Here is a 25,663-nt window from a genome sequence, read left to right on the forward strand (position 1 = left end):
TCGGCCTGTGGAGCCGGTGTAAGACCTCAACGGGAGTCCTCCCGGCGGGGCAGTCGGTGACGAAGCAGGAAGCCCTACGGCGCGAGCCGTAGGAATCCCCCTCGTTTACGAGGGGGAGGAAGTCAACCTGGGTGTGCCACCACCAGGCTGCGCCGCCGCATCAGCTCCTCCAGCCGCTGCTGGGTGTCGGTGCCCGGGCGGGGGTTGTGCAGGATCAGATGGTGCCCGGGGTGCTCGGGCAGCGGCAGCAGCGTGGCGTCGAAGACCAGGGTCCCGGCCGTGGCGTGGTCGACCGCCTTCACCGCGCTGGTGTGCTCGGCCACGTCGTGGCGCGCCCACAGCTCCGCGAACTCCGGGCTGACCGCGGCCAGGTCGCCGGCGATGCGATCGAACTCCGGATCGTCCGGATAGTGTGCCGCATCGGCCCGGAAGCCGGCGGCCACCTGGGACGCGGTCTTAGCCCAGTGCCGGTGCAGCGCCCGGTAGCGGGTGTTGGTGAAGAACGAGACCAGGCAGTTGTGGTCGGTCTCGCCGTAGCCGAACACCTCCCGGGCCATGTCGTTGACCGCGGTGAAATTCCAGTGGCGGTCGCGGACATAGCCGGGCCGCGGCAGCCAGGAGTCGAGCAGCCGGAGCAGCTCCGGCGAGGTGGGCACGGCAGGCGCGGGCGCGTCCCGCGGCGGGTTGAGCCCGGCCAGCCGGTACAGGTGGCCGCGTTCGGCCGCGTTCAGCAGCAGCGCGCGGGCGATGGCGTCGATGACCTCCTCGGACACCGTGATGTCGCGCCCCTGCTCCAGCCACGTGTACCACGACACCCCGACCCCGGAGAGCACCGCGACCTCCTCGCGCCGCAGCCCCGGGGTGCGCCGCCGACCGCCGTCCGGCATACCGACATCGGCCGGTGAGACCCGCGCCCTGCGGCTGCGCAGAAACCTCCCGCAGCTCGGCGCGGCGGCGGTCACGGGACAAGGGGGAGCGAGCACTGGCCATGAGGCAAACCCTAAGGGTCCTTCTCCGTTGCGTCAGGAACAGGTCTCGCGTCAGTTCGCGCTTGAGGACCGAGGTCTCGGTGAGCCCGTAGCCCTCCAGGATCACCGTGTCGTACGCGGCCTCGAAGCGCTCCAGCAGCGCCACCGGCAGGGCAGCCCCGCCCGAGACGGCGACCCGCGGATACGCGGGCCGGCGCGGGGCCGCGGTGGCCGCCTCGGTGAGCGCGTGGTACATCGTGGGCACGCCCATGAACACCGTGACGTTCTGGCCGACCATCAGGTCCGGCGCGCCGGTCCCGGTGAACCTCGGGGTGAGCACGAGCGCCGCGCCGACCCGCATCGTGGCGTTGAGCGATACGCCGTATCGGGAGCGGACCGGGGTGGTCCAGCGATGGAAGCAGCCGTTCCGTGGCTTACGGGCCGGCCGTACGCACAGGGATGGACACAGCGTGTTGTGCCGCGGAACACCCCCCTCAGCGCACGGTGATGACCAGCTTGCCCGTGGTGCGGCCGGTCTCCCCCTGGACATGGGCCCGGGCGCCCTCGGCGAGCGGGAAGGTGCCGGAGACATGGGCGCGGAGCCTGCCCCGGTCGACCAGCTCGGCGATGGCACGCATCCCGGCCTGGTCGTGCTCGACCAGCAGGGTGACGGCGCGGACCCGTGCCTGCTCCGCCGCGGCCCGGGTGTCCTGGGCGCACGGCAGCAGGGAGACGAGGACACCGCCGGGGCGTAGCACGCTCACCGAACGGGTGGCGGTCTCCCCGCCGATGGCGTCGAGGACGACGTCGTAGCGCTCCTCGGTGTCGGTGAAGTCCTCGGAGCGGTGGTCGACGCAGACATCCGCGCCGAGTTCGCGCAGGAAGTCGTGCTTGGGGGCGCTCGCCGTCCCGGTGACATGTGCGCCGTGCTCCTTGGCGAGCTGTACGGCGAGATGGCCGACACCGCCCGCCGCGGCGTGGATCAGCACCCGCTGCCCGGCCCGCAGGTCCGCGGTGTCCACGAGGGCCTGCCAGGCGGTGAGCGCGGCCAGCGGCAGCGCGGCCGCCTGGATGTGGTCGATCCCGGCGGGCTTGACGGCGAAGGCGCGGGCGGGACCGGTCACATACTCGGCGTGGGAACCCGCCCCGTACGGGTAGGGCAGCATGCCGAACACCTCGTCACCGGGCTGGAAGAGGGTGACGCCGAAGCCGGTCTCCACCACGGTGCCGGAGACGTCCCAGCCCAGGGTCAGCGGCGGGGGCGGCAGGAAGATGCTCAGGGCGCGGTGCTTGAAGTCCGTGGGGTTGAGCCCGGCCGCGTGTACGGCGACGAGGATCTCGCCGGGGCCGGGCGCGGGCCGCGGCAGCTCGGTCAGCCGCAGCACCTCGGGGCCGCCGAGGGCCGTCTGGTGCAGGGCGAGCATCACGGGGGCGCCGTCCGGGGCGGCGGGGTACGGGGAGTCCGGGGCGGCAGCCGGGGCCGGGGAGTCGAGGTTCTCGGGGGTGTCCGTCGAAGGGGTGTCCGTCGAAGTCATGGCTCGATCCTGGCCGTACGGTCCGGGTCTGGGCGATGGCCAGAAGGTCAGCCTCCGATACATTCCTGCCATGCCGATCGACCCTGCCGCCCGCCACGTTCCCGGCGCCCACCGCGCGTCCGGCGCCCGCGCCACTCCCACTGCCCGTCCCGTGTCCGCCGTGTCCGCCGTGTCCGCCGTGCCCGCCGTGTCCGCCGCGTCCTCCCGGGCCCGTGAGCTGGCCGACCGTGCGGCCGAACTGGAGCGCCGGATGCGCCCGGACCCGCGGCCCGGCGCCCACAAGGTCGTCGTCCTCGCCCTCGACGGCGTCTATCCCTTCGAACTCGGCATCCCGCACCGGGTCCTGGGCTCCGCCGACGGCCGCTATGAGGTGCTGTCCGCGAGCGTGGACGGGCGGCCCGCGCGTACCGACTCGGATCTGACCGTCACCCCCGGGCACGGGCCCGAGGTGCTGGCCGAGGCGGACACCGTGGTCATCCCGCCGTACGCGATCACCCGGGCCTCGGCCGCCGCCCCGGAGCCGCGGGCCCTCGCCGCCCTCTCCCGGGTCCGCCCCGGCACCCGGCTGGTGTCCATCTGCACCGGCGCCTTCCTGCTGGCCGCCGCCGGTCTCCTGGACGGGCGCCGGGCCACCACCCACTGGGCGCTCACCGACCACTTCCAGGAGCTGTTCCCCCGGGTCGAGCTGGACGCCGGTGTGCTCTTCGTCGACCACGGTGATGTGCTGACCTCCGCGGGGGCGGCGAGCGGTGTCGATGTCTGCCTGCATCTGGTGCGCCAGGACCACGGCAGCGAGGTGGCCAACCATGTCGCCCGTTGCTGCGTCGTGCCGCCGTACCGGGACGGCGGGCAGGCGCAGTACATCGAGCGGCCACTGCCGTCGGCCGGCGAAACCGGCACCGGGCCGACCCGCGACTGGGCGCTGCGGCGGCTGGAACTGCCCTTGTCGCTGGACGAACTGGCCGCGCACGCGGCGATGAGCACCCGTACCTTCGCCAGGCGCTTCCGGGAGGAGACCGGCCTGAGCCCCGGCCGCTGGCTGACCCAGCAGCGGCTGCGGCGGGCGCGGCACCTGCTGGAGTCCAGCGATCTGCCGGTGGAACGGGTCGCCCACGAGGTCGGCTTCGCCACCGCCACCTCGCTGCGGCGGCACCTGGCGGCGGAGGCGGGGGTGGCCCCGTCGGCGTACCGGCGCACCTTCCGCGCCTCGGCCCCGGCCGCGGGCGGTGTCAGGGAGGCGTCACGGGCCGGGGGCTGAGGGGCCGTTGTCGCCGGATGTGCGTTACGCACTCGGCAGAAAGTCCAGCGTGAGCAGGCCGAGATAGCCGGTCGGCAGGAAGCGGTGGTCCTCCAACGAGCTGCCGCAGAGCTGCTCGATGCGGCGCGGCCGGTTGAGGATCGTATTGCGGTGGCAGTACAGCAACCCGGCGGCACGGGCGGCGGAGCGGCCGCTCTGGTACCAGATCGTCAGCGTCTTGAGCAGCACCTCCCGCTCGTCGTCCGGCAGGTCGAGCACCGCGCCCAGGGCGCGTCCGGTCAGCCGCTCGGCGAGGGCCGGGCTGGAGATCGAAGGGGTCGGAGACGCCGATCCGGCCGGCCGGATCGCGGTTGAGCGCCCTGATCAGCCGGAACACGCTGGAGTGGCCGAGTGCCACCAGGCCGATCTCGCGGTCGCCGCGGATGCGCCAGGCGGCGGGGAAGGAGTAGGCCGCGCAGGCGTCGTGGGCGGCGCTGAAGGTGTGATGGGCGGCGATGTAGAGGGTCGCCACGGCCACGGCGTACGGACCGGTGGCCGGCAGGCCGAGGATCTCCAGTGCCTCGGCGGCCAGTTGGGGGTCCCCGCCGCGGCCTTCCAGCAGGGCGTCGAAGGTGGCCTGCCGGCGCCCGGCGGGCGCTCGACTCCCGCCAGGGACTCCAGGATCGCCCGCAGGTTCTCCTGCGCCGATGCGGCGAGGATCTCCAGCGGCACGGCGCCGATCGCCTGGTACCTCGGCTCCTGCGCGACGATCTGCTCCACGATGCGGCGGCTGAGTTCCGGGACCTGGCCGAGCATGCGATGGGCCACCGCCGTAAAGGCGGTGCGGGAATCTGCCGACATGTGTCGGGAGGGTAGCGAGGGATTTCCACTGCGTGAACAGTCCGTGACCGTCGGCTTGAGAACACCTGGACTCAAGTGCGAACGGGGGTTGAACAGCAGGCGAACGCGCCCTGCACAATCAGCCCCGCCAGAGGCTGTGCACCGGAACAGAGCGGCAGCTCGGGCCCACGCATACCGTGAGCCGACCGAGAGATCCCCGCCGTTCACGGACCCGACGCACGCGCGTCACGGGTATCCGCTCAGGGAGGCGAATGCGATGCAGGAGATGCAGTACCGCGCACCGGACGGCGAGCACGAGGGGTGGCTCGAACCCGCCGAGCACAAGGGGTGGTTCGAACCAGGACACCGGCACGCGCCCCAGACGAAGCAGGGCATCGTGGTGACCACCACGATGCCACTGCCCCGCTCCGAGCCCCCCGTGGCGCACCAGGGCCGGCCCCAGCCGCACGGCGCGCCCGCCCACCACACCGACCAGCGGCCGACGGTCACCCAGCGGCACACCGAGCAGCTCCACCGCAGGTACGCCGAGATCCTTCAGGAGGTGCGCATCGCCCAGTGCGGCATCCAGATCCTCTTCGCGTCCCTGCTGACCCTCGGGGTGACCCCGAAGTTCGCGCAGCCGACCGCGTTTCAGCAGTGGACCTACTGTGCCGCGCTCGGCTGCGCGCTCGGCGCGGCCGGGACGCTGCTCGCGCCCGCCGCCCTGCACCGGCTCGTCCGGGGCGACCACGCCAGGGACGCACTGGTCGATTCCGCCAATCGCTGTCTGATAGCGGGGATGACGTTTCTCGCCCTGGCGCTCAGCACCGCCATGACACTGATCGTGGATATGGCGATCGGGGCCATTCCCGCTCTCATCAGCGGCGCCGCGGCGCTGTTCTGGTTTCTCCTGCTGTGGCTGCTGGGGCCGATGCGCATCCGCAGACGGATACGGCCGGTCAGGCCGAAGGGTGTGCACACCGGCGCGACATCCGTGCCCGCCGGACCGGTTGCCCCCGAGCCCCGCTGACATGGCGGGGGCGGCCGGTGTCGCTCAGAACTGGTTCTCGCCCCCGTCGACGTACAGGTTGGCGCCGAGGATGAAGCTGCTCTGCTCGGAGGCGAGGAAGGCCACCGCGTTGGCGACCTCGTCCGCGCGCCCGATCCGGCCGAGTGGGACACCCGCGGCGAACTGGGCCTTGGTGACGGGCGCGTCCGTCGTGGCCGCCACGCCGTCCAGCCCGGGGGTGTCGATGGTGCCCGGGGAGACCACGTTGACCCGGATGTTCCGGTCCTTGAGCTCGTTGGCCCAGGTCCGGGCGAAGGACCGGAGCGCCGCCTTGGAGGCGGCATAGGTGCCGAACGCCGCGACACCGTCGTCGGCGCGCACCGAGGAGTTGAGGATCACCGAGGCGCCGTCGTTGAGCAGCGGCAGGGCCTTCTGCACGGTGAACACCGTGCCTCGCACATTGACGTCGAAGGTCTGGTCGAAGTGCTCCTCGGTGATCTGCTCCAGTGTCGCGAACGACGCGGCGGCGGCGTTGGCGAACAGCACGTCCAGCCCCCGGCCCCGGGTGCCGACCGTGTCGTACAGCCGGTCCAGGTCGGCGAGGTTCGAGATGTCGCCCGCCACCGCGGTGGCCCTCGCCGAGCCGATGGTCTCCACGGCCGCGTCCAGTTGGGTCTTGCGCCGGCCGGTGATGAACACGTGCGCGCCCTCGTCCGCCAGCCGTACGGCGGTGGCCAGGCCGATGCCGGTGCCGCCGCCGGTCACGACGGCGGTCTTGCCCTCGAGCTGTCCCATGAGAATGACCTCCCCAAAGAGTTTAGTACCGATCGGTACTGAATACGACCATAGCACTTCCGTACCGATCGGTGCGGAAGAGATAGAGTGGCGGGCATGGATACGCACCCGAAGGCGCCGATCGGCCGGCCGCGAGGATTCGACGCCGACGAGGCCCTCGAACGCGCCATGCGGGTCTTCTGGGAACAGGGCTACGAAGGCGCCAGCCTCACCGACCTGACCAGCGCCATGGGCATCACCCGCACCAGCATGTACGCGGCCTTCGGCAACAAGGAGGAGCTGTTCCGCAGGGCGCTGGAGCGCTATACCGAGGGCCCCGCCTCGTATGCGGCCCGGGCCCTGCGGGAACCGACCGCCCGGCAGGTGGCCACCGCGTTCCTGGGCGGCTCCGTCCGGGCCACCACCCGCCCCGACTGTCCCACCGGATGCCTCGGCGTCCAGGGCTCCCTCGCCGCCGGCGACCCGGGGCGCCCCGCCCGCGACGCCCTCATCGCCTGGCGCGACGAGGCCATCTCCCACCTCCGCGACCGGTTCCAGCGAGCCGTCGACGAGGGCGACCTGCCCCCGGACACCGATCCCGGACTGCTCGCCCGCTACCTCATGACCGTGGCGAACGGCATCGCCGTCCAGGCCGTCGGCGGCGCCACCCGCGACGACCTTCAGCAGGTGGCCGACATGGCCCTGCGAACCTGGCCGCCCGCCTGACACCATCCACTCCATGGTCAGCGCCCTGGCCATGACCTGGTCACCGACCGGCCCGGGACAAGGCGCGTACCCTGCCGATGCGGAGCCGATGCGGGACCCCGCTCAGACCACGCGAGAGGACACCCACCGTTGTCCGAGATCCATGACCGACCCGGGGAAGTGAACACGGCGGCCGTCGCGGACGGCATCGTGCCCGGCTTCGGCATCGACACCATCCACGAGGCGGCGCGGCGCCTGTCCGGTCATGTGGTGCGGACGCCGTTGCTGGCCTCCCCGATGCTGGACGAGCTGGTCGGCGCCCGTGTCCTGGTCAAGGCCGAATGCCTCCAGCTCACCGGCTCGTTCAAGGTGCGCGGGGCGCTCAATGCCCTGCTCACCCTGGACGAGGAGGCGCGCCGTGCGGGGATCGTGGCCTACTCCGCCGGTAACCACGGGCAGGGCGTGGCCGCGGCGGCACGGCTCGCCGGTTGCCCCGCGGTCATCGTCATGCCGCGGGACGCCCCGCGCATCAAGGTCGACAACTGCCGCTGGTGGGGCGCCGAGACCGTCCTGTACGACCCGCGGACCGCGGACCGGGAAGAGGTGGCCCGGAAGATCCTTCAGGACCGCGGCATGACGCTGATCCCGCCCTTCGACGACGTCAGGGTCATGGCCGGGCAGGGCACCGTCGGCCTGGAGATCGCCGAGCAGGCGCGCGAACTGGGCCTTACCCCGGACGCGGTCCTGGTGAACTGTAGCGGCGGCGGGCTGGCTGCCGGTGTGATCACCGCGCTCCGCCACGCCTTCCCCGGACTGGCGAACCACATCGTCGAACCGGCGGGCTTCGACAAGATGGCCCGCTCCCTGGCGACCGGCCGCGTATGCGCCAACCCCCACCCGCCCGGCGGCCTCATGGACGCGATCTCCGGCCCGGCGGCCGGTGCGCGCCCGCTGGCCGTCCTCCGCCCCCACGATGTGACCGGCCTGACCGTCACCGACGAGGAGGCCCTGGCCGCCATGGCCACGGCTCACCGGCTCCTCAAGATCGTGGTGGAGCCGGGTGGCGCCGCGTCCCTGGCGGCCCTGCTGTCCGGGAAGGCGGACGTAAGGGGCGGGACCGTGGTGCTCGTGGCGTCGGGCGGCAACGTCGATCCAGCCGTCTACCGCCGGGCGCTGGCGGACTGAACCGCCCCGCCGCCGATCAGGCCACCGAGGTCGAGACGTGCCGTCGGTGCACGTAGGCTCGGTGGATGGCGAAGTATTTCGATGTGCATCCCGATAACCCTCAGCAGCGCACCATCAGCAATGTGGCCGAGCGGATCCGCTCCGGTGGGCTGGTCGCCTATCCGACGGACTCCTGCTTCGCGCTGGGATGCCAGATGGGCAATCGTGACGGAATCAATCAGATCCGGTCGATTCGCAATCTCGACGACCGTCACCACTTCACCCTGATGTGTCAGAACTTCGCGCAGCTCGGCCAGTTCGTGCACATCGACAAGGATGTGTTCCGCGCGATCAAGGCGGCGACGCCCGGCAGCTACACCTTCATCCTCCCGGCGACGAAGGACGTACCGCGACAGTTGTCGCATCCGAAGAAGAAGACGGTCGGGGTCCGGATCCCCGACCATGTCGTCACCCAGGCCCTGCTCGCCGAGCTGGGTGAGCCACTGCTCTCCAGCACCCTGCTGCTGCCCGACGAGGACGAGCCGATGACCCAGGGCTGGGAGATCAAGGAGCGGCTCGACCATGTGGTGGACGCCGTGGTCGACTCGGGCGACTGCGGCACCGAGCCGACCACGGTCATCGACTTCTCCAGCGGCGAGGCCGAGATCGTACGCCGGGGAGCGGGCGACACGGCACGGTTCGAGTAGCGGCGCCACCGGGCCCCCGGCCACGCACCGATCAGGCGCCGGTCAGGCGGGTGGCCGGTGTGGCACCTCCTGGCCGTTGACGATGACCCGCCGGAAGGTCAGATCGTCGGTGTAGGCGACGCTGTCGGGATTGACGATGCCGGTGAAAGCGGAGCGGGAGAGGTGCACACCGCGCAGATGGTCGGTCTCCAGGCCGACCAGCCGCAGCACGCTCTGGGCGCCGTCGATCGCCATGCGGTCCATCTGGATGTTCCGCACGGACACCGGCATGGTCCCGTTCTCGCCGCCGTTGTAGGCCATGGTCACGAACGCGGTATCGCGCTCCACGCCCTGTCCGGTGAAGTTCCGGATACGCACACCGTCGATGAAGCCCCCGCGCTTCTTGTTCGCCTTGATGTACAGCGCGTGCTTGACGGGGTGGCGGCCGGGGAAGTCCGGTGGGTTGATCTCGCAGTTTTCGGCGAAGATGTCGCGCACCCCGCCGGACATCTCGCTGCCGACGGTCATCCCGCCCCAGCGGCCGGAGAACTGGCAGTCGCGCACGACGATGTTCCTGCTCGGCACGGAGACGCGGTGGCCGTCCTCGTCCCGGCCGGACTTGACGGCCACGCAGTCGTCGTTGGTGTTGAAGCGGCAGCCGGTGATGAGTACGTCGGAGCAGCACTCCGGGTCGCAGCCATCGGTGTTGTAGAGCGTGCTGTCCACGGTGACCCCGCGCACGGTGACATTGCTGGAGAGCACCGGATGCACGGTCCACATCGGCGGATCGACGATGGCCAGATCGCTGACCAGGACGTTGCGGCAGCGGTAGAACTGCACCATCTTCGGCCGCAGACAGTGGCCGTCGCCGAAGACCCGCCGGGCCACCGGCGTGCCCGTGGAGCCCATCTCGCGCAGCAGTTTCTGATCGGCCCCCTGCGGTCCACTGTCGCGGTACCAGCTCTCCCACGGGCCGAGCCGCGCCTGCCCGTCGAGGATGCCGGGTCCGGTGACCGCGACATCCCGTGCGCCGTACGCGTAGATGAAGGGCGAGTAGTTGTAGCACTCGGTGCCCTCCCAGCGGGTGAGCACCACCGGCAGAAAGTCGCGCGGATCGGGGCTGAAGGCGATGGTGGCGCCCGCGGTGACATGCAGGTTCACCCGGCTGCGCAGATGGATCGCACCGGTGAGGAATCGGCCCTCGGGGACGACGACCCGACCGCCGCCCGCCCGGTGGCAGGCGGCGATGGCGGCCCGGAACGCCGCGGTGTTCACCGTCCGCCCGTCGCCGACCGCGCCGTAGTCGGTGATCCAAAAGCTCCGGCGGGGGAAGGCGGGCGGCCTGATCCGGTCCAGGATCCCCGGCACCGCGCGCCACGCCCCGGTGTAGTCGGTGGCCGCGCCGGTGTGCGACGTGGCCGCGTACGCCTGCCCCGTGGGCAACTGGGGGAGCAGTGCGCCTGCCGCCAGCAGACCGCCGGTGCGCAGCGCCGAGCGGCGGGAAGGTCTCGGATGCATCGCCTGGCTCCTCAGGTGGTCCGGCCGATGGAGAGCCGGTCGAGGTCGGGGGCGGACTCGGTGTCGTTGGAGATCTCGATGGTGTTGGCGCCGGGTGTGAGGGTGACCGGGATGGAGGTCGTGCGCGGGGTGGTGTTCCCGGTGTCGGTCACGGTCACCTTGGTGGCCGGGCCGCCGTTGACGCTCACCTGGAACGAGCGGGTGCCGTTGACCGTGTAGTCGAGGTGGAGCGTGTGCTGCCCGCCGTCGGGGACGACGACATCGGGGAAGACCATGGCCGCCTGCTCGCTGCCGCCGATGTTGCGCACCTTTTCGCCGCCGGAGCAGGGTCCGCAGTTGGTCAGGCCCGTGCTGCCGAACTGGTTGGCCGAGTCCTCCGCCTCACGTGCCCAGATCCGGTCGGCCGGCAGTGGCCGCACCTTGACCTGGTCCGAGACCGACTTGAGCCGGCCGAGCACACCGAAGTCCGCCGTGACGGGGATATCGGCCGAACCGGCGTCCTGGCCGGGCGGGGAGGTGATCGTCCAGGTGCCCCGCACCGTCTGGCCGAGCCGTAGCGAGCGGGCCGTGACCGGGCCGCCGTCCGCGGTCCAGCCGGCCGGCAGCCGGGGGGCGAGGCTGACGCCGTCGAGCTGCTCGTCGGCGTCGAGCCGGAGAGCCGCCGTGACGGTGAGGGACCTCTGCCCGGGGCTCACCCACTGGAGACCGTGGGGCCGCACGGTGAGCGTGGTCTTGGGGGTGTACGAGGCCGGGGGCAGCGGGGCGACCGCGATCCGGTCCAGCCCCGGGCCGCGGCGCGCGGTGCTGAAGACCTGCACCGTGTTGCCGCCCGCCTTGAGCGGCACGGACACCGCCGTGCTCTCCGGCACCTCGGGACTGCCCGCGACGACGGGGACCTCGACCGGTGCCGCGCCGTTGACGCTCACCGACAGCGAGGAGGCGGCCTTGGCCGTGTGGTCCAACTGGAGCCGGTAGTCGCCGCTTTCGGGGGCGCGGACGTCGCGGTACGTCACGGAGTTGCGCGCCCCGCCACCGAGGCCGTCCACCCGCCGGCCGCCCGAGCAGGCGCCGCATGCCACCGAGTGGACCGCGCCCGACGACGCGTTCTGCCGGGCCTCGGCCTCCAGCGGCAACTGGGTACGGGTGGTCTTCGAGCGGCCGTAGGCCACCTGGATCTCGTCGATGCGCAGTTGCTCGTAGAACTCCGGCGCCTGTGGGCCGCCCCACAGGCTGCGCACCTCCAGCTTCAGATAGCGGGCGTCGCGGCCACCGATGTCGATGTTCCGCACCCCGCGGGCGCTGGGCAGGGTGCCGGAGCGCACCTGCGTCCAGCGCTTGCCGTCGCCGCTGGCGTAGACGCGGTAGTCCTTGATGCGCGCGGAGTCCTCGGGGCGCCCGAAGGACGACCGGGCGTGCGTCGGTGACCACTCGCGCTGGTTCACCGCCAGCGCCGTGGCGTGCTTGCGCGCGCCGAGGTCGAGGGTGACGGAGACGGGCAGCTCGCCGTCGCTGTCCCAGTAGGTCTCGTAGTCGCCGTCGGCGAGGTCGGCGGCCGGGTGGCCGGTCCGCGCGGAGGTGGCGGTGGCGCCGACACCGGACTGCGGATAGAAGGGCCGGCGGCCGTCGGTCTCGACCTTGAAAACGGTGTCGTACGGATCCCAGTCATGGATGCCGAGGATGGACAGATGGCCGCCGGACTGGCTGAAGCGCTTCTTCTCGCCGGTGCGCAGATTGGTGACCCGGCGCACCGGGTAGCCGTCGTCGCCCAGCCGCACCGTGTCGCCGCGGGGCGGGGTGACCACGTGGACGTACTGGGTGCGGTCGCCGTTCTCGCCCCGGCCCACGGTGACCACGCCATGGGCGCCGTCGTTCCAGAACCCGGGTTGCATCCCGCCGTACATATAGCCGCCGCCCTCGACGCCGTACACCGACTCCTTGATGGGCTCGACCCACTTGCCCATGAAGTCGTTGAACTCCTCCTGCTGGGGCGGGAGTTCGCCGTTCACCATGGGGGTCTCGGCCATGAGCGACTTGATGGAGGAGCCCGCGTTGGTGATGTAACGGCCGGTGCTGAGCCGGGCGTCGACCTCGTGGTCACCGCCGTCGTACCACCAGTCGCCGGTGGTCGGCAGCTTGTAGTCGGCCTCGGTCAGCCGGGGCATGGGGACGGTCACGGCGGCCGGGTAGTCGTACGCCGGGGTCATGCCGGTCTTCTGCTCATTGCTGACCGTGTCCATGATCGGCGTGTCTTCGTTGTTGTTGCTCAGCAGCCAGTCCGGGCGGCGCTCACGGATCTTCTCGTAGAGGCCGTGCTCCTCCCAGTACTCGTTGTCGTTGTCGATCCAGAACCCCGACAGATCCGGGTACTTCTCCATGGCCTCGAGGAACAGGTCGTAGCTGTACCTGCCGAAGCCCTGGCGTGTGGTCAGGTCGACCTGTTCGCCCTTGTACGCCGAGTAGGCGGCCGAATCCAGTGTCTCGACGCCATCCGCGTTGTGCCACTGCGGATCGTCGGTCATATAGAGGACGATGCGCACGCCCTTGGCCTTGCCGGCGGCCACCAGCTCGCCGAGCAGATCGCGCTCGGTGGCGCAGCTTCCGGGAACCTTCGACGGCCACGGGCGGGCGTAGCCCAGCCTGCTGTGGAAGGTGGCCAGCACGATGTACGAGGCGCCGAGCTTGCGCGCCTCGTCCACCCAGTAGTCGGCGCTCCAGCCGCCCTCGGTGACATCGCGCTCCCACTCGGCGCAGTCGCGGTGCTGGGGGTGGGTGAACATGCCCCAGTGCAGGAAGAGCCCGGCGGTGGACTGACGCAGCCACTCCTGCCGGGGGTGGTGGACCTCGGCCCCCGCGGGGGCGGCGAGCAGGCCGATGGCCAGGGCGAGTACGACCGCCGCGCATACGGCGCGCCACCGGGCGCGGGTGGCGCGGATGGCACGTGTGGCACATGTGGCATGTGTGGTGCGTGTGGTGCGGCCGGGCCGGTCGGGTCGGGCTGAGGAGATGTGGAAGGGGCGGAGCGGGATCCTCGGCGTGGGCATATCCTGTCCTCCGTGAACGTTCCCGTGAGCGCTCACGGAGCACTGTCCGGCCCACCCGGCCGCCATGTCAATACGCGTGCGGCGGTGGGGTGTTATGCGGTGGCGGTCCGTTGACGCCCGTCGTCGCCGCGGTGATTATCAAGGCGGGAGTGGATCGGGGACCGCATCCATGAGCGCGCCCGAGTGCCACGTCCGCGGGTGGCGGAGAGGGGTGGGGACCATGCCCGCGAACGACAGGTCGCGCCGTATCACCATCGATGACGTGGCGCGCTCGGCCGGGGTGTCCCGGCAGACCGTGTCCCGCGCGGTCAACGACAAACCGGAGATCGACCCCGCCACCCGGCAGCGGGTGCTGCTGGTGGCCCAGTCCATGGGGTACCGGCCCAGCCGGTTCGCCCGTGGCATGGTCGGCCCGGGGCTCACCACCCTGGGGCTGGTCATCGCGGACGTACTCAACCCCTTCTTTCCCGAGGTGGTCTCCGGTGTGCTGGCGGCGGCCGACGAGCGCGGCTGGCAGGTCGCCGTCTACAGCACCGGATCCGCCCTGGAGCGGGAGACCGCGGTGGCGGAGACCGTGGTGAACCATGTGGACGCGTGTATCGCCTTTCTGCTGGACCCCGGCGCCATCGAGCTCATCCGGCGCTCCGGGATGCCCTTCGTCCTGCTGGACAACGAGCACCGGCCACCGGCGGTGAGCGGCGGGCGGATCGACTTCGCCGGCGGAATGCGCCAGGTGGTCGGCCACCTCGTCGAGCGTGGCCACCGCCGGATCGTGATGCTCGACGACCGCGGGCGCCCCGACGCGGGCGACCGCGGCACCCGGCACTCGCTGTTCCTCGGGGCCGCCGCCGAACTGGGGCTGCCCGCCGACGAGAGCTGGGTGTTCCCGGCGGCCAACTCCCTCGACGGCGGCGCGGCGGCCATGGACGACGTGCTGGACACCGGCTTCGGCGCGACGGCCGTGCTCGGGTACAACGACCTGATCGCCATCGGTGCCATGCGCCGCGCCCGCGACCGCGGGGTGCGGGTGCCGGAGGACTGCGCGTTCGTCGGCTGCGACGGGCTGACGCTGAGCCGGCTCGTGGACCCACCGCTGACCACTTTGACGGTCGACAAGGAACTCCTCGGCCGGGCCGCGGTGCGGCAGGTCGCGGCGCAGATGACCGGCGCCGGAACGGGCGAGACGGTGATCGAGCCACGCCTGGTGGTCCGCGCGTCCTCCTGACTTCCCCGCCGCCGCCGTTGGGCGCTCCCGGCGGTTCCCGGCGGTCCGGGCGGTTCCCGGCGGTTCCCGGCGAACAAGCGGTTCCCGGCGAACAATATGAACGCAATGATCGACGGGATGGCGCTCACCCCCGGCGGTTCCTAGCATCCCCCTGCGCAGCGCAGCTTCGCGCGGAGCACGATAGGAGCCACTCCTTGAACACATCTGACACGCCCACGCATGCCTCCTGGTGGGCTTCACACCGCCGACGCCGTCCAGCGGTACTGGCGGCCGTGCTCGCGGCCGTGTCCCTCGGCGCGCTCGGCAACGCACCCACCGGCCACGCCCGGACCCCCGAGCCCGCGGTCGCCACCTGCCCGGCCAAGCTGGCCGGGAAGGCGAAGTGCTACACCGGCCAGGACACCAACGGGGCGTACTACGCGATCGCGGTGCCCACGCACTGGAACGGATCCCTCGTCGTGCACGCACACGGCGGACCCGATCTCGGCGATTCCTCCGACCCGTCCCGCAGCACCGATGACCTGGAGCGCTGGGCGGTGATGGTCGACCAGGGATATGCCTGGGCCGGCTCCTCCTACCGCCGCGGTGGCTACGGGACCCGGATGGCCGCCGCCGACACCGAGAACGTACGCCGTCTGTTCCTCGCACAGTTCGGCAAGCCGAAGCGGACCTATGTCCACGGCCAGTCCTGGGGCGGCGACGTCGCCGCGAAGGTGGCGGAAACCTACGGCGCACAGCCCGGCGCCTACGACGGGGCGCTGCTGACCAGCGGTGTCCTCGGCGGCGGCTCGCGCGGCTACGACTACCGCGTCGACCTGCGGGTGGTCTACCAGTACTACTGCCACAACCACCCCCGGCCGACCGAGCCGCAATACCCCCTGTGGCAGGGGCTGCGCCCGGACTCCACCATGACGCACGCCGGGCTCCGCGCCCGCCTCCAGGAGTGCACCGGCTACGCGTCCGACCCCGCGGACCGGACCGCGGCGCAACAGCGCAACCTCGACGACATCCTCGCCGTCACCCGCGTCCCGGAGCGCTCACTCGAATCCCATCTCCAGTTCTCGACCTTCACCTTCCGGGACATCGTGTGGAACCGGCTCGGCGGCCGTAACCCGTTCGGCAACCGGGGGGTGCGGTACTCGGGCTCACACGACGACAAGGCGCTCAACGCGGGTGTCGAGCGGTTCTCGGCCGACCCCACCGCCCGCCGTGACCTCTCCTACGACAGCGATCTCACCGGCAAGGTTTCCCTTCCGGTCCTCACCCTGCACGCGATCGACGACCCGACGGCCTTCGTGGAACACGAGGCGGCCTACCGCGCCACTCTCCGGGGTGCCGGCCGGGACGGAAACCTCGTCCAGACGTTCACGAAGGAGACCGAGCACAGTGCGCTGAGCGACTCCGAGTACGCCAACTCCCTCTCGGCGCTGGACACTTGGGTGCGCACCGGCCGTAAGCCGACCCCGTCCTCGATCGCGGCATCCTGCGGCGCCTTCGACGACGTCTACGGCAGCGGTTGCTTCTACGACTCCGCCTTCCGCCCCTCGCCCTACGCCTCGCGGGTCCGCCCCCGGCCGGGCGGGCTTACCTGGCCCGCCATGACCGCGGCGCGGGAGCGGGCGTGGAGCCGGATCGACGGTGTGGGGATCGCCCCCTGACGGGCCCCTGACGGCCCCCGCCCGCCGGGGTCGGCTGCCTTCGGCCGACCCCGCGACCCTGCGGCCGACCTCGCGACAATCCATACACACGAGCGGTGTCGTCACTCGATCGTGAGTTGTTCCCTTCATATGCCCGGTGCGATGCCACGCTGGCCAGCACGGCGTATGACCAGCGCCGCCCGGACGTAGCCGAGGGTGGGGGATGGGATGGCGCAAGACGCGGGACGACATGGGGGACTGGACGAGCGGGCGGTGCTGCTGGCGGCCGGGCTGGCCGATCTGGCGGTGACCACGCTGAGTTCGGTGCTGGGGGCGGCGCGGGGGTTGCTGCGCCGCGCGGACGGCGCGGAGCTGGCGGCGCAGGCCGAGCACGATCTGCTGGCCCGCGGGCGCCTGGTGCTGGACCGGCGCACCGCGGCCGTCCCCCCGGCCCATCTGGAGATTCTCGCCCGGCACGCGCTGGCTCGGCGGGCCACCGGCGATGTCTGAACGGAGGGGGTCCGACCAGTGGAGGTCCGACCGGTGGGGGGCCGACCAGCGGGGGTCCGACCAGCGGGGGTCCGACCGGTGGGGGGCCGACCAGTGGGGATCGGCCGCGTTCAAGATCCGCGTCGACCAGGTGGTGCACCGCTTCGTCGCCCAGGAGGCGGAGCAGTTGTCGGCGATCGACCCGGCCCTGGGCCCGGTGGCGCGGCAGTTGGAGGCGGCGGTCGCGGACGGCAAGCGGCTGCGGGCGGCGTTCTGCTACTGGGGCTGGCGCGCGGTGGGGCAGCCGGACAGCGACGCACTCGTGCGGGCGGCGGCCTCGATGGAGCTGGTGCATGCCGCCGCGGTGGTGCATGACGATCTCATCGACGACAGTCCGCTGCGGCATGGCCGGCCCACGGCGCATATCGCCCTGCGCGCCGCCGTCCGCCGCCGCCCGCGCTCCGTCGCCGCCGCCAGGTCGCTGGCGATGCTGGTGGGCGATCTGCTGATGTCGCTGGCCGGGCAGATGTTCGCCACCAGCGGTCTGCCCGCCGCCTACCTCGCGCGGGCCCGCCCGCTGTGGTCGCTGCTGGCCCGGGAGCTGATCGCGGGGGAGTGCCTGGAGATCCTGCGTACCGGGGCCGATCCGGACACCACGGCGTCGCTGAAGGTGATCCGCTACAAGACCGCCAAGTACACCGTCGAGCAGCCGCTGCTGATCGGCGGAGCCCTGGCCGGGGCCGGTGAGCGGCTGCGCGAGGGCTACTCCGCGTACGGGCTGCCGCTGGGCGAGGCGTTCCAGCTCCGGGACGATCTGCTCGGCCTGTTCGGAGACCCGGAACGCACCGGCAAGGCCAACGCCGACGATGTGCGCGGCCACCGGCCCACGGCCCTGCTGGCGGAGACCTGGCGCATCGCCGGTGACGGCGAGCGGGAGCAGTTGCGCGCCCTCCTCGGCCGACGCGATCTGGACGCGGACGGCCTGGACGCGGTCCGCGAGGTGATGTCCCGGCTGAAGGCCCCGGACCGTATCGAGGCCATGATCAGCGCGCGGGTCGAGGAGGCCCTCGACGCCCTGCACGAGCTGGACACACCCCCGCACGCCGCCGCTGCCCTGACCGCGCTGGCGCGTTCGGCGGCGGTCCGCCTGTCCTGACCCCCCTCGTACAGGCGGGAGTTACGTGCCGTCTCGGCCGCCGCCCCCGTCCGTCGTGGACGACCCGTGAATGACAAGGAGTCCTGTCATGACCTACACTGAGGCATCGCTGGACGCCCTGCGGCAGGCCGGTGACGAACTCGCCGACGCCACCGTGGCCGCCCTCTTCGAGCGCGGGGAGGTGGGCACGTTCAACACCCTGATGCGCTATGTCTCCACCGTCGGCGCTCCCTTGCCGGACGGGCTGCCCGATGTCGCCCGGGAGTACCTCCGGGCCACCAGCGCCCCGCCCTCCTGGGTGGACTGGGGGGAGATGGAGAAGGCCCGGCTGTTCTTCATCGACAACAATGTGCACATCTCCACCGCGCTGTCCTTCGCCTCCATGCCCGCGTGCTACGTCGTCCCGCGGGTGGCGAAGCTGCTGTCGGCCACCCACGGGCTGAAGTACCCCGCCAAACGGATGGCGGAGACCGGCCAGTTCACCGTCTATCTGATGCAGCCCGGCGCCTTCGAGGCCGGCAGCCGCTTCATCCCCGCCGCTCAGAAGGTCCGCCTGCTGCATGCCTCCATCCGCCACCATCTGAAGCGGGAGAACCGCTGGGACACCGAGGCGCTCGGGACGCCGATCTGCCAGGAGGACATGATCGGCGGGCAGATGTTCTTCTCCCTGCTGGTCCTGGACAGCCTGCACCGCCTCGGCATCCATATGTCGACGGACGGCGCGGAGGCGTACTACTACGCCTGGCGCGTGGTCGGTGCCATGCTCGGCGTCGACCAGGACGCCGTCCCCGCCACCCTCGACGACGCCCGCCGGTTCCTCGACCTGTACATGGTCCGGTACATGGGGCCGTCCGAGGAGGGCGCGCATCTGACCCGGCAGCTCATCGACCTCTACGAGGAGGTCGTGCCCGGGACCTTCTTCGACCCGATCGTCTCCGCACTCATCCGCCACCTCGTCGGGGACACCTGCGCCGACTGGCTCCAGGTGCCGCGCACCCCGTGGGACACGGTCGTCAAGGCCGTGCCCCGCCTCCTCGGCGTACTGGAGACCATCGAGGACCGCTCCCCGCTCGGAGCCTGGGCACTGGACCGCCTCGGCCATCTCACCACCATCCTCGAACTGTCCTCCCTCACCCGCGGACGCGTGATGCACTACGCCATCCCCGAACAGCTCAAGAAGGACTACGGCGTCCCCGGCTCGGTGCCCCGCACCCACCGGTGGACCCCGCCCGCCGCCACCGTCTCCCAGTGACCCGCGCACGCCACCTTCGACGGCACGGCGAGGCGGGGACGGGGCAGCCGCATCAAGCCGCCGGGCCGCCGAACCATTGGACCGCGGCCCGCTCGAATGCCTCACGGTCGGGGTGGCGCTCCCCCGCCCAGACCACGACGCCGTCCGGCCGGACGAGCACGGCGCCCGCTCCGAGGTCGTTTCTCGCCGGCCCGGCCGCGTACCGCAGCCGGTTCTGCCAGCTCATCGCCGAACCGCGCAGGCTCCGGTCGACGCTGAAATCGAGCACGACGCCTTGTCCGTCCCGCATCAGATCGCCGAGGCGCGTGCCGTCCTGAAGGCGAAGGTCCGGGGCGCTGCGGCCGACCAGCGGATGCTCGCCGCCGAGGTCGTAGCGGATCGACGATCCCGACACCTTCTGGAACACATAGGTCGTTCCGTCACGGGTCCCGAGCAGGTCGCGGACCACCGCTTGGATCGCCTGGCCATGCGGGTCCGGCCGCATGGCCGCCACCTGGGCGCGCGACCAGTCGAGCACCGCCGCGCCGATGGGATGGCGCTCGTGGGTGTAGGTGTCGAGCAGCCCGTCCGGCGCATGCCCGCGCACGGTCGCCGCGAGCTTCCATCCCAGGTTCATGGCGTCGCCGAGGCCGGTGTTGAGCCCCTGCCCGCCGAGGGGGGAGTGGATATGGGCGGCGTCGCCCGCGAGCAGGACGCGTCCCGCCCGGTAGGTCGTCGTCTGCATCGCCCGGTCGGTGAAACTCGAGGCGAGATGGATGGCGCTCAGTGTCACATCGGTGCCGGACACTCGGCGCAGAACCGTCTGGAGATGGCCGCGAGTCGGCGGCTGCGAGCGGTCGAACGCGCCGCCGTCGAAATCCATCATGCCGATATGCCCTTCCGCGGGCATCTGGATGTACATGCCGGTCGGCGTCAGGTTGAACCCGGGGCGCAGCTTCTCGGGGTCGGCGATGGTGGCGTGCAGGGTGTAGCCGGTGAGCTGCGGTTCGGTGCCGACGAACGCGAAGCCCGCGAGCCCGCGCACCGCACTGCGTCCGCCATCGCAGCCGACCAGCCAGCGCGCCGGGTACTCGTCCTCGCCCGCTCGCGCGACCACGCTCTCCTCGTCCTGGGCGATGGCCGAGACCGTGACGCCGCGCCTGATGTCCACATCGAGCTTGGAGGCCCGCTCGGACAGCACCGCCTCGACCGCTTCGAGGTGTGTCATCACGCCCTCCAGCGCCGGGCTGGGAAGCCGGAACGGCAGGGCGGCGACGTCGACCTTGGCCGGATCGAGCATCATCCCGGCGAAGTGGCCCACGCTGCGCGGAGGTGACGGCTCGTCCGCGTCGGCGTTCGCGCCGGGATCGTCATGGACGCCCGAGGCCGTCAGCAGCGGGTGCAGCATCCCACGGCGGTAGAACGCCTCGACCGACGCGGCGGACAGGCCCCGCATCCCGAGCGGGTCCGCCCGCCACGGGGAGCGGGGCTCCGGCTCCCGTTCGAGCACCAGCACCGAGCAGCCCGCGAGGCCAAGCTCGCAGGCGAGGAACAGACCGACCGGACCGGCGCCCACGATCACTACGTCATGCACGACAGAACTCCCCTTCCGAAGCCTGTGGTCTTCAGACACGGAAAGACTGGCGCGGGCCGCTCACACGGGGCACACACGGCGCTGACACGGGGATTGCCGGCACGGGGAGTTGTGATCGAGGTCACTCGGCGGCTATGTGCGGGGTGGGCGCTGCACGGAGGCCGAGAGGACCCTTGCCCGGGAACCTCGAAGGACCCCTGCCCGGGAACCTCGGGCGCGAAGGCAAAAGCAAAGACGAGAAGAACTGTCTCTCCCCGCCACTTTCAACCTATAGCGCGCCGGGGGGCTTGCCGCAAGCCCCGGGTCACGGCGCAGAATCGTCGGCCGATGCCACAACCTGCGGAAATGGGGGCACGACGTACGTGTGTTGTTGTCGACGTATGGGGGACGCGATGACGTCGAACCAGGGGTGGGACCGGCTCGCGGTGCGATGGAGCACGGCCGTCTCGGCCGTCTCGGCCGTCTCGGCCGTCTCGGCCGTCTCGGCCGTCTCGGCCGTCTCGGCCGTCTCGGCCGTCTCGGCCACCTCGCCGGTCTCGGAGGTCTCGCGATGAGTGAGCGGTATGTGCTGGATCTTCAAGAGGTCGCCGAGACGCAGGTCGCGGTCGTCGGCGGCAAGGGCGCGCACCTCGGCGGGCTGTCGCGGATCGAGGGCATCCGGGTGCCGGATGGCTTTTGCGTGACGGCGGACGCCTTCCGGCGGATCATGGCGGAGGCGCCGTCGATCGACGATCACCTCGATCAGTTGTCGCGCGTGAACCCGGACGACCGGGAGGCGATCCGCACGCTCAGCGCGCGGATGCGCCGGACCATCGAAGCGATCGCCATCCCGGGCGATCTCGCGGCGGCGATCACCGGCGCCCTCGCCCGGTTCGGCGAGCAGGCCGCCTGCGCCGTACGATCCAGCGCGACGGCGGAGGACCTGCCGACGGCCTCCTTCGCCGGCCAGCAGGACACGTATCTGAACGTCGTAGGGCCGACGGCGATCCTCCAGCACATCAGCCGGTGCTGGGCCTCACTGTTCACCGAGCGGGCCGTGAGCTACCGCCGACGGAACGGCATCGACCACCGTACGGTCCACATGGCCGTGGTCGTACAGCAGATGGTCTTCCCGCATGCGTCCGGCATCCTGTTCACGGCCGACCCCGTCACGGGCAACCGGAAGGTCGCCACCGTGGACGCCGGCTTCGGGCTCGGTGAGGCGCTGGTCTCCGGCCTGGTGAACCCGGACGTCTTCACGGTGCGCGACGGCGAGGTCGTCGCCAGGACGATCGCCGCCAAACAGCGTGCCGTGCACGCCCTGCCCGCAGGCGGTACGCGGGAAGTGGCGATCGACGCGGAGCGGCAGGAGCAGCCGGCGCTGACGGACGCGCAGGCCGTACGGCTCGTGGAGCTGGGGCGCCGGATCGAGGCGCACTTCGGCCGCCCGCAGGACATCGAATGGTGTCTGGTCGGCGATGGCTTCCAGATCGTGCAGAGCCGGCCGATCACGACCCTGTTCCCCATCCCCGAGGCCGGCGACCAGGAGAATCATGTCTACCTCTCGGTGGGCCATCAGCAGATGATGACCGACCCCATGAGGCCCCTGGGGATCTCCGTATGGCAGCTCACCGCGATGGCGCCGATGCACGAGGCCGGTGGGCGGCTGTTCGTCGACGCCACCCGGCGCCTGGCCTCGCCCGCGAGCCGCGCCGCCCTCCTGGACGTCGTAGGCAGAGGCGATCCGCTGATCAGGGACGCGCTGGAGACCGTCCTCGACCGTGACGATTTCGTCCCGTCGCTGCCGGACGCGGCTCCCGGCGGGCCCCCGCCCCGCGGTGCGTCCGCCCCGATCGAGACCGATCCGGCCATCGTCACCGAGCTGATCGAGCGCAGCCGGGCGTCCATCGCCGCCCTGGAGCGCGACATCCGGATGAGGACCGGACCCGCGCTGTTCGACTTCCTGCTGGAGACCTTCGAGGAGCACAAGCGCGTCCTCGCCGACCCGCTGAGCATGCAGGCGATCATGGCGGGGATGGAGGCCACCTGGTGGCTCAACGACAAGCTGCGGGAGTGGCTGGGCGAGAAGAACGCGGCTGACACGCTCACGCTGTCCGCCCCCGACAACGTCACGTCGCAGATGGGGCTGGCACTGCTCGACGTGGCGGATGTGATCCGCCCGCATCCGGAGGTGGTGGCGTTCCTGCGGGGCGTCGAGGACATCGAGTACGCCGAGGACGCGGCCTTCCTGGACGAGTTGGCGAAGCTCGCGGGCGGGGCCGAAGCGCGCGACGCCATCGAGTCCTACCTCGACCGGTACGGGATGCGCTGCGTCGGCGAGATCGACATCACGCGGCCACGGTGGCGCGAGCGCCCCACCACGCTGGTGCCCGTGATCCTCGACAACGTGAGGAACTTCGAGCCGGGCGCCGCCGAGCGGCGCTTCGAGCAAGGGCGGCAGAAGGCGGAGAAGAAGCGACAGGAGGTGCTGTCCCGCTTGCGGGCCCTGCCGGACGGGGACCGGAAGGCCGACGAGACCAAGCGGATGATCGACCGGGTGAGAACCTTCATCGGGTACCGGGAGTACCCGAAGTACGGCATCATCAGCCGCTACTTCGTCTACAAGCGGGCCCTGCTGGCGGAGGCCGAGCGCCTTGTGCGGGCAGGCGTGCTCCCTGAGCAGGAGGACATCTTCTACCTCACCTTCCACGAACTCCACGATGTCGTGCGCTCGCACCAGGTGGACGGCCGGCTCATCCAGCAACGCAAGGAGGCGTTCCGGTCGTACCACGCGCTCACCCCGCCCCGGGTGCTCACCTCGGACGGTGAGGCCGTCACCGGGGCCTACCGGCGCGACGACGCGCCGGCCGGTGCCCTGATCGGGCTGCCGGTTTCCGCCGGGACCATCGAGGGACGGGCCCGCGTCATCCTCGATATGGCGGAGGCCGATCTCGCAGCGGGCGACATCCTGGTCACGGCCTTCACGGACCCCAGTTGGTCACCGCTGTTCGTCGGCATCGCGGGCCTGGTCACGGAGGTGGGCGGCCTGATGACCCATGGCGCGGTGATCGCCCGGGAGTACGGCTTGCCGGCCGTCGTGGGCGTGGAGCGGGCCACCCGGCTGATCCGGGACGGGCAGCGGATCCGCGTGCACGGAACCGACGGGTACGTCGAGATCCTGCCCTGACCGGCCACACCGAGCGGGTTGGCACGGGTGCCGGACCGCGATGGTCTCGGTCGACCGTCGCTTCGACGACGGAGACTACGTCCGCGCGCTACAGAGTTGCCTGACCTGACACCCTCGCCCCGACCCGGGGCGGGGGTGTCAGAGCCGCGTTCGCAGCCAGCGCAGGGAGGCGAGGCCCAACGCGGTCATCATGGCCACGATATGAGGATCGGCGTCAGGGCCGGCCGCGACAGCGGTCCGCAGGAGAAACCCGGCGTGCAAGGCGAGCACTTCGTTGATCCGGGCGGGGTCGAGGTCGCGGGTCAACGGGTGGTTCTCGGCGATCGGCCGCGGGTCCACGCCGCTGAGGGACGCGCTCGACATCAGGGTGACCGCGTCACAGTGGCGCGGGCCGATCCAGGCATGCGGCCAGTCGACGACGAAGACACGGTCCGCGGTCAGCATGATGTTGAACGGGTACAGGTCTCCGTGCAGGAGAGTGGCGCCATCAAGCGCAGCGTTCTCTTCCAGGGCGGCGAGTTGGTCGACATGGTGGGCGGCCCACGGCGACAGCTCTTCGACCTTCCCTCTGACCGCGGCATCACCCGCCATCGCCGACCACCCTCCAAGGCGCGGCTTGGCCAAGATTGCCTGATCCACGGGCGATGGCGTCAGGACATTCGCCATCTCGGTGACTGCCGCGAGCGCTCTGTGGAGTTCCTCCCGTTGCCAGGGCTGGGCAGGCAGATGGCCCGGGATCTCTTGGAAGGCCAGCACAACCCAGGTGCCGTCGTCGTAGGCGTCGAGCAACCGCGGCGCCGGCACCTCCCTGGGAAGCCGCTCGGACACCGCGATCTCACGGCGGTGAAAGTCCGCCTCCGCCGGTGCCGTCAGTGAGTTTGCCGCCTTGATGAACGCACGCTCGCCGTTCCGCAGGCGCACGCGTGCGGCGAGGCCCGCGGAAAACCCGCCCGGCTGGCTGCTCGCCTGGGCCACCGGGCTGCCGAGCCGCTGCTCGATCCGGGCCGTCACCTCGCGCGGCAGCGCCGCCCAGTCCATCCTTCGGCTCCCTGTGGCCTCGGGCATGCCCAGGTCTGCGGCGGTGAGCCTTTCGTCGGAATCGCGTGTCATGGTGACCTTCCCGTCTTCAGCGTTGTCGGTGAGGTTGGTGTAGCCGTTGGCCGGCGGGCGGGCCTGTCACCGGGAAGGGGTGGCGCTCTCGGTCAGCGCGCTGTGCCCGGCCGCCGCCCGCACCGCCCCGGTGAGCTCCTCGTACGCACTGTTCTTCAGCAGGAATCCCGCCGCACCGGCGGCAAGCGCGTCGTCGACGTACTCGTCGAGGTCGACGGTCGTCAGCATGAGCACCTGGCTCCGGCCCGGCCCGGCCCCAGGAGCCCCGACGGCCCAGTTCGGCGAGGGCCCACAGTCCGTCCCGGCGGGGCATCCGGATGTCCAGCAACAACACGTCCGGCCTCAGCCGCGCACACGCACCCACGGCCTCCTCACCGTCCCCCGCGGTGCCGGCCACGGTGAGATCGGCCTGACTGTCCAGGATCGCGCTCAGACCGGCGCGGATGATCGGCTCGTCGTTCCACCACGAGCACGCTGATCTGCTCAGGCACCGGCGGTCTCCAGCGGTATCGCGGCCAGGACACGGAAGCCGCCGTCGTCGGTCGCTCCGGCGGTGAGTTCGCCACCCAGCGCGTCTA

Annotated in this window: 21 protein-coding genes and 4 pseudogenes; 12 read left to right on the forward strand and 13 right to left on the reverse strand. The window is 71.3% G+C overall.

What is annotated here, in order from left to right; genetic code table 11:
* Positions 1–122 precede the first annotated feature (122 nt).
* From KN815_RS22505 to KN815_RS22515, 3 genes and pseudogenes are all read right to left on the reverse strand, one after another.
* The gene (locus KN815_RS22505) at positions 123–962 is read right to left on the reverse strand and encodes a helix-turn-helix transcriptional regulator (RefSeq protein ID WP_308403670.1); all 840 of its coding nucleotides are present in this window, start codon (positions 960–962) and stop codon (positions 123–125) included.
* Between the two features lie 103 nt (positions 963–1,065).
* A pseudogene (locus KN815_RS51580) lies at positions 1,066–1,560 on the reverse strand (AMP-binding protein); the annotation flags it as partial.
* Entirely contained in the window at positions 1,463–2,392 is a 930-nt protein-coding gene (locus KN815_RS22515) for an NADP-dependent oxidoreductase (protein ID WP_216343757.1), read from the reverse strand. The gene KN815_RS22515 and the pseudogene KN815_RS51580, both read right to left, overlap by 98 nt.
* Before the next feature lie 361 nt (positions 2,393–2,753).
* Between KN815_RS22515 and KN815_RS22520 the strand changes: the two genes are divergently transcribed.
* Positions 2,754–3,761: a GlxA family transcriptional regulator gene (locus KN815_RS22520; protein ID WP_253209172.1), complete on the forward strand. Its 1,008-nt coding sequence runs from the start codon at positions 2,754–2,756 to the stop codon at positions 3,759–3,761.
* A gap of 24 nt (positions 3,762–3,785) precedes the next feature.
* Here KN815_RS22520 and KN815_RS22525 read toward each other — a convergent pair whose 3' ends face one another.
* The 3 genes and pseudogenes from KN815_RS22525 to KN815_RS52710 form a co-directional block, all read right to left on the reverse strand.
* Positions 3,786–4,019, reverse strand: a complete 234-nt coding sequence (locus KN815_RS22525; protein WP_253209170.1) for a helix-turn-helix domain-containing protein — start codon at positions 4,017–4,019, stop codon at positions 3,786–3,788.
* Positions 4,020–4,080: 61 nt separating this feature from the next.
* Positions 4,081–4,449 (reverse strand): annotated as a pseudogene (locus KN815_RS52705) (hypothetical protein); the annotation flags it as partial.
* Positions 4,395–4,601 (reverse strand): annotated as a pseudogene (locus KN815_RS52710) (RsbRD N-terminal domain-containing protein); the annotation flags it as partial. The pseudogenes KN815_RS52710 and KN815_RS52705, both read right to left, overlap by 55 nt.
* Positions 4,602–4,857: 256 nt before the next feature.
* Here KN815_RS52710 and KN815_RS22530 point away from each other — a divergent pair.
* Positions 4,858–5,610 (forward strand): DUF6328 family protein, encoded by a 753-nt coding sequence (locus KN815_RS22530; RefSeq protein ID WP_216343743.1) that lies wholly within the window; start codon positions 4,858–4,860, stop codon positions 5,608–5,610.
* 24 nt (positions 5,611–5,634) lie between these two features.
* On the opposite strand, the gene KN815_RS22535 is transcribed toward KN815_RS22530, so the two are convergent.
* Complete coding sequence (locus KN815_RS22535) at positions 5,635–6,384, reverse strand: SDR family NAD(P)-dependent oxidoreductase (protein WP_216343744.1); 750 nt, start codon at positions 6,382–6,384, stop codon at positions 5,635–5,637.
* Between the two features lie 96 nt (positions 6,385–6,480).
* Here KN815_RS22535 and KN815_RS22540 point away from each other — a divergent pair, with 96 nt between their 5' ends.
* From KN815_RS22540 to KN815_RS22550, 3 genes are all read left to right on the forward strand, one after another.
* Positions 6,481–7,089: a TetR/AcrR family transcriptional regulator gene (locus KN815_RS22540; protein WP_216343745.1), complete on the forward strand. Its 609-nt coding sequence runs from the start codon at positions 6,481–6,483 to the stop codon at positions 7,087–7,089.
* 129 nt (positions 7,090–7,218) lie between these two features.
* A complete protein-coding gene (locus KN815_RS22545; RefSeq protein ID WP_253209171.1) occupies positions 7,219–8,253 on the forward strand; it encodes a threonine ammonia-lyase in 1,035 nt (344 codons plus the stop codon).
* Positions 8,254–8,318: 65 nt separating this feature from the next.
* Positions 8,319–8,939, forward strand: coding sequence for an L-threonylcarbamoyladenylate synthase (locus tag KN815_RS22550; RefSeq protein WP_216343746.1), 621 nt, complete (start codon positions 8,319–8,321; stop codon positions 8,937–8,939).
* 42 nt (positions 8,940–8,981) lie between these two features.
* Here the strand turns inward: KN815_RS22550 and KN815_RS22555 are convergent, their stop codons facing one another.
* Together KN815_RS22555 and KN815_RS22560 are read right to left on the reverse strand one after the other, a co-directional pair.
* On the reverse strand, positions 8,982–10,436 hold the full coding sequence (locus tag KN815_RS22555; RefSeq protein ID WP_216343747.1) for a glycoside hydrolase family 28 protein: 1,455 nt from the start codon (positions 10,434–10,436) through the stop codon (positions 8,982–8,984).
* Positions 10,437–10,447: 11 nt separating this feature from the next.
* Positions 10,448–13,477: an alpha-L-fucosidase gene (locus tag KN815_RS22560; protein WP_216343748.1), complete on the reverse strand. Its 3,030-nt coding sequence runs from the start codon at positions 13,475–13,477 to the stop codon at positions 10,448–10,450.
* A gap of 220 nt (positions 13,478–13,697) precedes the next feature.
* Between KN815_RS22560 and KN815_RS22565 the strand changes: the two genes are divergently transcribed.
* The 5 genes from KN815_RS22565 (at position 13,698) to KN815_RS22585 (ending at position 19,236) form a co-directional block, all read left to right on the forward strand.
* Positions 13,698–14,702, forward strand: a complete 1,005-nt coding sequence (locus KN815_RS22565) for a LacI family DNA-binding transcriptional regulator (RefSeq protein ID WP_216343749.1) — start codon at positions 13,698–13,700, stop codon at positions 14,700–14,702.
* 194 nt (positions 14,703–14,896) lie between these two features.
* Positions 14,897–16,360 carry an alpha/beta hydrolase gene (locus KN815_RS22570; protein WP_216343750.1) on the forward strand — a complete coding sequence of 488 codons (1,464 nt, stop codon included), beginning with the start codon at positions 14,897–14,899 and terminating at the stop codon, positions 16,358–16,360.
* A gap of 207 nt (positions 16,361–16,567) precedes the next feature.
* The gene (locus tag KN815_RS22575) at positions 16,568–16,849 is read left to right on the forward strand and encodes a polyprenyl synthetase (protein ID WP_216343751.1); all 282 of its coding nucleotides are present in this window, start codon (positions 16,568–16,570) and stop codon (positions 16,847–16,849) included.
* 130 nt (positions 16,850–16,979) lie between these two features.
* Positions 16,980–17,984 (forward strand): polyprenyl synthetase family protein, encoded by a 1,005-nt coding sequence (locus KN815_RS22580; RefSeq protein WP_253209173.1) that lies wholly within the window; start codon positions 16,980–16,982, stop codon positions 17,982–17,984.
* Between the two features lie 88 nt (positions 17,985–18,072).
* The gene (locus KN815_RS22585) at positions 18,073–19,236 is read left to right on the forward strand and encodes an oxygenase MpaB family protein (RefSeq protein WP_216343752.1); all 1,164 of its coding nucleotides are present in this window, start codon (positions 18,073–18,075) and stop codon (positions 19,234–19,236) included.
* A 52-nt stretch (positions 19,237–19,288) separates the two neighbouring features.
* Here the strand turns inward: KN815_RS22585 and KN815_RS22590 are convergent, their stop codons facing one another.
* The gene (locus KN815_RS22590; protein ID WP_216343753.1) at positions 19,289–20,809 is read right to left on the reverse strand and encodes an FAD-dependent monooxygenase; all 1,521 of its coding nucleotides are present in this window, start codon (positions 20,807–20,809) and stop codon (positions 19,289–19,291) included.
* A 392-nt stretch (positions 20,810–21,201) separates the two neighbouring features.
* Here KN815_RS22590 and KN815_RS22595 point away from each other — a divergent pair, with 392 nt between their 5' ends.
* Positions 21,202–21,363 (forward strand): hypothetical protein, encoded by a 162-nt coding sequence (locus KN815_RS22595; RefSeq protein WP_216343754.1) that lies wholly within the window; start codon positions 21,202–21,204, stop codon positions 21,361–21,363.
* Positions 21,360–23,975 carry a rifamycin-inactivating phosphotransferase gene (gene rph, locus KN815_RS22600; RefSeq protein ID WP_216343755.1) on the forward strand — a complete coding sequence of 872 codons (2,616 nt, stop codon included), beginning with the start codon at positions 21,360–21,362 and terminating at the stop codon, positions 23,973–23,975. Before KN815_RS22595 ends, rph begins: the two co-directional genes overlap by 4 nt.
* Before the next feature lie 138 nt (positions 23,976–24,113).
* On the opposite strand, the gene KN815_RS22605 is transcribed toward rph, so the two are convergent.
* The 3 genes and pseudogenes from KN815_RS22605 to KN815_RS52265 all read right to left on the reverse strand — a co-directional run.
* Positions 24,114–25,085, reverse strand: coding sequence for an aminoglycoside phosphotransferase family protein (locus KN815_RS22605; protein ID WP_216343756.1), 972 nt, complete (start codon positions 25,083–25,085; stop codon positions 24,114–24,116).
* A 66-nt stretch (positions 25,086–25,151) separates the two neighbouring features.
* Positions 25,152–25,313, reverse strand: coding sequence for a hypothetical protein (locus KN815_RS52260; RefSeq protein WP_253209174.1), 162 nt, complete (start codon positions 25,311–25,313; stop codon positions 25,152–25,154).
* Between the two features lie 97 nt (positions 25,314–25,410).
* A pseudogene (locus KN815_RS52265) lies at positions 25,411–25,482 on the reverse strand (DNA-binding response regulator); the annotation flags it as partial.
* Between the last annotated feature and the right edge of the window lie 181 nt (positions 25,483–25,663).

The organism is Streptomyces niphimycinicus, from assembly GCF_018883605.1.
GTDB classification, from domain to species: Bacteria; Actinomycetota; Actinomycetes; order Streptomycetales; family Streptomycetaceae; genus Streptomyces; species Streptomyces niphimycinicus.

Excerpts from the sequence above, each read along its gene's own strand:
- KN815_RS22515 (WP_216343757.1), bottom strand. The coding sequence starts at position 2,392 with ATGCTCGCCCTGCACCAGACGGCCCTCGGCGGCCCCGAGGTGCTGCGG.
- KN815_RS22520 (WP_253209172.1), top strand. The coding sequence starts at position 2,754 with ATGCGCCCGGACCCGCGGCCCGGCGCCCACAAGGTCGTCGTCCTCGCC.
- KN815_RS22530 (WP_216343743.1), top strand. The coding sequence starts at position 4,858 with ATGCAGGAGATGCAGTACCGCGCACCGGACGGCGAGCACGAGGGGTGG.
- KN815_RS22535 (WP_216343744.1), bottom strand. The coding sequence starts at position 6,384 with ATGGGACAGCTCGAGGGCAAGACCGCCGTCGTGACCGGCGGCGGCACC.
- KN815_RS22540 (WP_216343745.1), top strand. The coding sequence starts at position 6,481 with ATGGATACGCACCCGAAGGCGCCGATCGGCCGGCCGCGAGGATTCGAC.
- KN815_RS22550 (WP_216343746.1), top strand. The coding sequence starts at position 8,319 with ATGGCGAAGTATTTCGATGTGCATCCCGATAACCCTCAGCAGCGCACC.
- KN815_RS22555 (WP_216343747.1), bottom strand. The coding sequence starts at position 10,436 with ATGCATCCGAGACCTTCCCGCCGCTCGGCGCTGCGCACCGGCGGTCTG.
- KN815_RS22560 (WP_216343748.1), bottom strand. The coding sequence starts at position 13,477 with ATGCCCACGCCGAGGATCCCGCTCCGCCCCTTCCACATCTCCTCAGCC.
- KN815_RS22565 (WP_216343749.1), top strand. The coding sequence starts at position 13,698 with ATGCCCGCGAACGACAGGTCGCGCCGTATCACCATCGATGACGTGGCG.
- KN815_RS22575 (WP_216343751.1), top strand. The coding sequence starts at position 16,568 with ATGGCGCAAGACGCGGGACGACATGGGGGACTGGACGAGCGGGCGGTG.
- KN815_RS22585 (WP_216343752.1), top strand. The coding sequence starts at position 18,073 with ATGACCTACACTGAGGCATCGCTGGACGCCCTGCGGCAGGCCGGTGAC.
- KN815_RS22595 (WP_216343754.1), top strand. The coding sequence starts at position 21,202 with ATGACGTCGAACCAGGGGTGGGACCGGCTCGCGGTGCGATGGAGCACG.
- rph (WP_216343755.1), top strand. The coding sequence starts at position 21,360 with ATGAGTGAGCGGTATGTGCTGGATCTTCAAGAGGTCGCCGAGACGCAG.
- KN815_RS22605 (WP_216343756.1), bottom strand. The coding sequence starts at position 25,085 with ATGACACGCGATTCCGACGAAAGGCTCACCGCCGCAGACCTGGGCATG.
- KN815_RS52260 (WP_253209174.1), bottom strand. The coding sequence starts at position 25,313 with ATGCTGACGACCGTCGACCTCGACGAGTACGTCGACGACGCGCTTGCC.